General features: G+C 74.2%; 5 protein-coding genes. 3 read left to right on the forward strand and 2 right to left on the reverse strand.

Translation table 11 applies throughout. The features are described from left to right. A partial coding sequence (locus tag IE249_RS13705) for an oxidoreductase (RefSeq protein WP_229858395.1) occupies positions 1–1,905 on the forward strand: 1,905 nt, incomplete at its 5' end. A gap of 42 nt (positions 1,906–1,947) precedes the next feature. Here the strand turns inward: IE249_RS13705 and IE249_RS13710 are convergent. Further along, a complete protein-coding gene (locus tag IE249_RS13710) occupies positions 1,948–2,769 on the reverse strand; it encodes a PaaX family transcriptional regulator (protein ID WP_189705084.1) in 822 nt (273 codons plus the stop codon). A gap of 15 nt (positions 2,770–2,784) precedes the next feature. Then, on the reverse strand, positions 2,785–4,458 hold the full coding sequence (locus tag IE249_RS13715) for an AMP-binding protein (RefSeq protein WP_229858470.1): 1,674 nt from the start codon (positions 4,456–4,458) through the stop codon (positions 2,785–2,787). A gap of 148 nt (positions 4,459–4,606) precedes the next feature. Here IE249_RS13715 and IE249_RS13720 point away from each other — a divergent pair, with 148 nt between their 5' ends. Both IE249_RS13720 and IE249_RS13725 read left to right on the forward strand, forming a co-directional pair. Next, positions 4,607–5,743, forward strand: a complete 1,137-nt coding sequence (locus IE249_RS13720; protein ID WP_189705085.1) for an acyl-CoA dehydrogenase family protein — start codon at positions 4,607–4,609, stop codon at positions 5,741–5,743. 37 nt (positions 5,744–5,780) lie between these two features. Further along, positions 5,781–6,179, forward strand: a complete 399-nt coding sequence (locus IE249_RS13725) for a RidA family protein (protein WP_189705086.1) — start codon at positions 5,781–5,783, stop codon at positions 6,177–6,179. Positions 6,180–6,224 lie beyond the last annotated feature (45 nt).

Here is a 6,224-nt window from a genome sequence, read left to right on the forward strand (position 1 = left end):
GACGCCGCCGCGCTCACCCGGGCGTACGACCTGGTGATCGCGGCCGACGGAGTGCACAGCACCACCCGCGAGGCGTACGCCCACGCCTTCGGACCGCACGTGACCGGCCACCGCTGCCGCTACATCTGGCTCGCCGCCGACTTCCCCTTCGACGCCTTCCGCTTCGAGATCGCCGAGACCGAGCACGGCGTGATGCAACTGCACGGCTATCCGTACGCGGCCGACGCCTCCACCGTCATCGTCGAGATGCGCGAGGAGGTGTGGCGGGCGGCCGGCTTCGCGGAGACGGACGAGCAGGAGTCCGTCGAGCGCTGCGCCAAGATCTTCGCCGACGCGCTCGGCGGCCGCCCGCTGCGGTCCAACAAATCCGCCTGGACCACCTTCCGCACGGTCGTCAACGAGCACTGGTCGCACGGCAACCTGGTCCTGCTCGGCGACGCCGCCCACACCGCGCACTTCTCCATCGGCTCCGGCACCAAGCTCGCCGTCGAGGACGCCCTCGCGCTCGCCGCCTGCCTGGAGGAGCGGCCCACGCTCCAGGAGGCCCTCGCCGCCTACGAGACGGAGCGCAAACCCGTCGTCGCCTCCACCCAGCGGGCCGCCCGCGCCAGCCTGGAGTGGTTCGAGAACCTCGGCCTGTACCTCGGCCAGCCGCCCCGCCAGTTCGCCTTCAACCTGCTCACCCGCAGCCGCCGCGTCACCCACGGCAACCTGCGGCTGCGCGACGCCCGCTTCACCGAGGCCGTGGAGCGCGAGTTCGGCTGCCCGCCCGGCACGCCCCCGATGTTCACCCCGTTCCGGCTGCGAGGGCTGACCCTGCGCAACCGGGTCGTCGTCTCGCCGATGGACATGTACTCCGCCGTCGACGGCGTCCCCGGCGACTTCCACCTCGTCCACCTCGGCGCCCGCGCCCTCGGCGGCGCCGGCCTGGTGATGACGGAGATGGTGTGCGTCAGCCCCGAGGGCCGCATCACCCCGGGCTGCGCGGGCCTGTGGACCGCGGGACAGGCCGAGGCCTGGCGGCGGATCACCGGCTTCGTGCACCGGCAGGCGACGGGCACCGCCATCGGCGTCCAGCTCGGGCACAGCGGCCGCAAGGGCTCGACCAGACTGATGTGGGAGGGCATGGACGAGCCGCTGCCCGAGGGCAACTGGCCGCTGGCGGCCGCATCCCCGCTGCCGTACCGCCCGGACAGCCAGGTCCCTCGGCAGCTCTCGCGCTCGCAACTCACCGATGTGCGCGAGCAGTTCGCCGCCTCCGCCGCGCGCGCCGCCCGGGCCGGCTTCGACCTGCTCGAACTGCACTGCGCCCACGGGTATCTGCTCTCCGGCTTCCTCTCCCCGCTGACCAACCACCGCACCGACGCCTACGGCGGCTCACTGGACAAGCGGCTGCGCTATCCGCTGGAGGTCTTCGACGCGGTGCGCGCGGTGTGGCCGGAGGAACGGCCCATGACCGTACGGATCTCCGCCACCGACTGGGCCGAGGGCGGCACGACGGACGAGGAGGCCGTCGCGATCGCCCGCGCCTTCGCCGAGCACGGCGCCGACGCCATCGACGTCTCCACCGGGCAGGTGGTGGCGGGGGAGCGGCCCGAGTTCGGGCGGTCGTACCAGACGCCGTTCGCCGACCGGATACGGCACGAGGTGGGCGTCCCGGTGATCGCGGTCGGCGCGATCTCGTCCTGGGACGACGTCAACTCCCTGATCCTGGCCGGGCGCACGGACCTGTGCGCACTGGCCCGCCCGCATCTGTACGACCCGCACTGGACGCTGCACGCGGCGGCCGAGCAGGGCTACGCGGGCGAGGCCGCCGTCTGGCCCGCGCCCTACCGCGCGGGCAGCCGCCGCCCCCGGACCGGCCGCACCGACGGGCCCAAGCCCCGCCTGAGCCTGGGCGGTTGAGTTTCGGGGCGACGCGGGGAAGCGTGCGGGCAGGGCGGGCGGTCAGAGCCCGGCGAACTCCGCGCCCGCATCCCGCAGCCGCTCGTGCAGCCCCCGGAAGACAGCGGCCGAACGGGCCCCGGGCCAGTCGGTGGGCAGCAGCCGCGCGGGCAGCCCGGGGTCGGTGTACGGCAGGTGCCGCCAGGAGTCCAGCGCGAGCAGATAGTCGCGGTAGGCCTCCTCGGGCGGAGTCCCGGCGCGCTGCTCCCAGGCGTGCAGCACGGGCGCGTGCCGGTCCAGGAACGCCTCGTGCTCCTTGGCGATGGCCGCCAGGTCCCACCAGCGCCCGACCGCCTCCGCCGTCGCCGTGAACCCCAGGTGCTCGCCGACGAAGAAGTCCACGTACGGGTCGAGGCCCAGCCGCCGCAGCGTGTGCCGGGTCTCCTCGTACAGCCGGGCCGGGGCGATCCACACCCCGGGCGCCGCCGTGCCGAAGCCGAGCCCGGCCAGCCGGGAGCGCAGCACATGCCGCTTGTTGCGCTCCGACTCCGGCACCGAGAACACGGCGAGCACCCAGCCCTCGTCCTCTGGCGGCGCCCCGGCGTAGATGCGGCGGTCGCCGTCCTCCAGCAACTGCCGTGCCTCCTCGGAGAGTCCGTAGCCCGCCGCACCTTGCGCGGTGCGGGCCGGCACCAGCAGACCGCGCCGTTTGAGCCGGGACACCGAGGAGCGCACCGAGGGCGCGTCCACCCCCGCCGCGGCCAGCAGTCTGATCAGCTCGGCCACGGGCAGCGGGCCCGGCACGAAGCGGCCGTACGCTCCGTAGAGCGTGACGATGAGGGACCTCGGGGCGTGTTGCGCGTGCTGCTCGGACACATTGATCATTTTAGGTCGTCGGTGTCACTGCCGGTCACCGTCGTCCGGTGCGCCCTCATCCGGTGCGCCCTCGTCGCGCAGCCGGAACCGCTGGAGCTTGCCGGTCGCCGTGCGCGGCAGCGCCTCCAGGAAGACGATCTCACGCGGGCACTTGTACGGCGCCAGCTCGGACTTCACATGGGCGCGCAGCGCCTCCGCGTCCCGTGCCGCGCCCTCCCGGAGCACCACGTGGGCGACCACGACCTGCCCGCGCGCCTCGTCGGGCCGCCCGACGACCGCCGCCTCCACCACGTCCGGGTGGCGCAGCAGCGCGTCCTCGACCTCGGGCCCCGCGATGTTGTACCCGGCCGAGATGATCATGTCGTCCGCGCGGGCCACGTACCGGAAGTACCCGTCGGGGTCGCGGACGTAGGTGTCTCCGGTGACGTTCCAGCCGTCGCGGACGTAGACACGCTGGCGCGGGTCGGCGAGATAGCGGCAGCCGACGGGACCCTGGACCGCGAGCAGCCCCGGCTCCCCGTCCGGCACGGGCACGCCCCGCTCGTCCTGCACGCGCGCCCGCCACCCCGGCACGGGCACTCCGGTCGTGCCGGGCCGGATGTCCTCGTCCGCCGCCGAGATGAAGATGTGCAGCAGTTCGGTGGCGCCGATGCCGTTGACGATGCGCAGACCGGTCCGCTCGCGCCACGCGCGCCAGGTGGCCGCGGGCAGGTTCTCCCCGGCGGACACGCACCGGCGCAGCGAGGAGATGTCATGGCCGTCCAGCGCGCCGAGCATCGCGCGGTAGGCGGTCGGCGCGGTGAACAGCACGGACACGCGGTGCTCGGCGACCGCGGCCAGCAGTTGCCGCGGGTGGGCCTCCTCCAGCAGCAGGGCGCTCGCCCCGACCCGCATCGGGAAGACCACCAGCCCGCCGAGGCCGAAGGTGAAGCCGAGCGGGGGACTGCCCGCGAAGACGTCGTCGGCGCGCGGCCGGAGCACGTGCCGGGAGAAGGTGTCCGCTATCGCGAGGACGTCCCGGTGGAAGTGCACACAGCCCTTGGGCCGCCCGGTGGTGCCCGAGGTGAAGGCGATCAGCGCCACGTCGTCGGCCGCGGTGTCCACGGCCCGGTACGGGGTGCCGGGCGCGGGGCGGCGCAGCAGGTCGTCGGGGGCGTCCCCGCCGTACGTGGTGATGGCGAGACCGGGGACCTCGGCCTTGGCGAGGTCGTCCACCGAGCGGATGTCGCACAGCGCGTGCCGGACCCGGGCGATCCCGCAGATCGTGCTCAGCTCGTGCGGCCGCTGCTGGGCCAGCACGGTGACGGCGACCGCGCCCGCCTTCAGCACGGCCAGCCAGCAGGCCGCGAGCCAGGGTGTGGTGGGCCCGCGCAGCAGCACGCGGTTGCCGGGCACCACACCGAGTTCGCCGGTCAGCAGATGTGCGATCCGGTCGACGCGGGCGCGCAGCTCGCCGTACGTCCACACCTCACCGGCGGCGGTGCGGAAGGCGGGTCGTCCGGCGTCGGCGGTGGCGTCGAGGAGCTCGGCCGCGCAGTTCAGCCGGTCCGGGTAGCGCAGCTCGGGCAGGTCGAAGCGGAGCTCGGGCCACTGGTCCGGGGGCGGGAGGTGGTCGCGCGCGAAGGTGTCGACGTGGGCCGAGGCGGTGCGCGGCCCGGGGTCTGCCCCGGGGCCGGTGGTGCGGTCCATGGGGTTCATGGAGTCCATGGCGGTTCGCCCCCTTGTCGTGGTGGGCTCGCACAGGGAGCGTATCGTGTTGGTGACGACAGTCAATGGAGCGCGATACGGTGGAGCCGGACCCGTGGACCCGCGGACCCCGGAGTCCCGGGGGAGGGAGGACCGGCGAATGACCGCATTCTCGCTCGAACCGGAACGTTCGGCCTGGTGCGCCGAGCTGCGCGCCCTGGCCGCCGACCGGCTGCGCCCGCTCGCGGAGAAGGGCGAGCCAGGCCGCGTCAACCGCGCGCTCCTCGCCGAACTCGGGCGGCTCGGCCTGCTGGAGCGGCTGTTCACCTCCGGTGCCCTCGACCTGTGCCTGATGCGCGAGTCGCTGGCCCAGGCCTGCACCGAGGCCGAGACCGCCCTCGCCCTCCAGGGCCTGGGCGCCCACCCGGTCCACGCGCACGGCACCCCGGCCCAGCGCGAGCGGTGGCTGCCGGCCGTGACGGACGGCACCGCGGTCGCCGCCTTCGCGCTGAGCGAGCCGGGCGCGGGCTCTGACGCGGCGGCGCTGGAACTCGCGGCCCGCCCCGACGGCCCCTCCCGCTGGCGGCTGACCGGTGAGAAGTGCTGGATCTCCAACGCCCCCGAGGCCGACCTCTACACCGTCTTCGCGCGCACCACACCCGGCGCCGGCTCCCGCGGAGTGACCGCCTTCCTGGTCCCCGCCGACCGCCCCGGCCTCACCGGCAGCCCGCTGGAGATGCTCTCCCCGCACCCCATCGGCACCCTCGGCTTCGACGACGTCCCGGTCACCGCGGACGACGTGCTCGGCGAGGCGGACCGCGGCTTCCGGGTCGCCATGGGCACCCTCAACCTGTTCCGCCCCAGCGTCGGCGCCTTCGCCGTCGGCATGGCGCAGGCGGCCCTGGAGGCGGCCCTCGCCCACACCGCACGCCGGGACGCCTTCGGCGGCAAGCTGAGCGACCTGCAGTCCGTCGCCCACCAGGTCGCCGAGATGGCCCTGCGCACGGAGGCGGCCCGCCTCATGGTCTACGCGGCGGCGACGGCGTACGACGCCGGGGCTCCCGACGTGCCCCGGCGCGCGGCCATGGCCAAGCTGCTCGCCACCGAGACCGCGCAGTACGTCGTCGACGCGGCCGTCCAGCTGCACGGCGCCCGCGCCCTGCGCCGGGGCCACCTCCTCGAACACCTCTACCGCGAGGTCCGCGCCCCCCGGATCTACGAGGGCGCGAGCGAGGTGCAGCGCGGCATCATCGCCAAGGAGCTGTACGCACAACAGGCGACCGGGGAGGCCGAGTGAACACCGGCCACCCGTCAAGTCCCCCGAAGGAGGCCCTGTGACCGCCGAGCGAGTCAACCCGCCCGAGCTGTCCCCGCCCACGGGCTTCTCCCACGCCGTGGTGGCCACCGGCTCGCGGCTGGTGTTCCTGGCCGGACAGACGGCCATCGACACCGACGGCAAGATCACCGGCGACACCCTCCCCGAACAGTTCGAGCGGGCCCTGACCAACCTCCTCACGGCCCTGCGCACCGCCGGTGGCACCCCCGCGACCCTGACCCGCGTCACGGTCTACGCCACCAACGTGGCCGACTACCGCGACCACGCCGCCGAACTCGGCCGCATCTGGCGCGACTTGGCAGGCCGCGACTACCCCGCGATGGCAGTCGTACAGGTGACCCGCCTCTGGGACGAGACAGCACTGGTCGAACTGGACGGCTTCGCGGTCCTGCCGTAGCCGTACGCTGACCTGGCCGTACCGCCGTGCCCGGCGACGAAGTGA

It is taken from the genome of Streptomyces anandii JCM 4720 (genome assembly GCF_014650655.1).
GTDB classification, from domain to species: domain Bacteria; phylum Actinomycetota; class Actinomycetes; order Streptomycetales; family Streptomycetaceae; genus Streptomyces; species Streptomyces anandii.

Coding starts and splice junctions, on each gene's coding strand:
- IE249_RS13720 (WP_189705085.1), top strand. CDS start 4,607: ATGACCGCATTCTCGCTCGAACCGGAACGTTCGGCCTGGTGCGCCGAG.
- IE249_RS13715 (WP_229858470.1), bottom strand. CDS start 4,458: ATGAACCCCATGGACCGCACCACCGGCCCCGGGGCAGACCCCGGGCCG.
- IE249_RS13710 (WP_189705084.1), bottom strand. CDS start 2,769: ATGATCAATGTGTCCGAGCAGCACGCGCAACACGCCCCGAGGTCCCTC.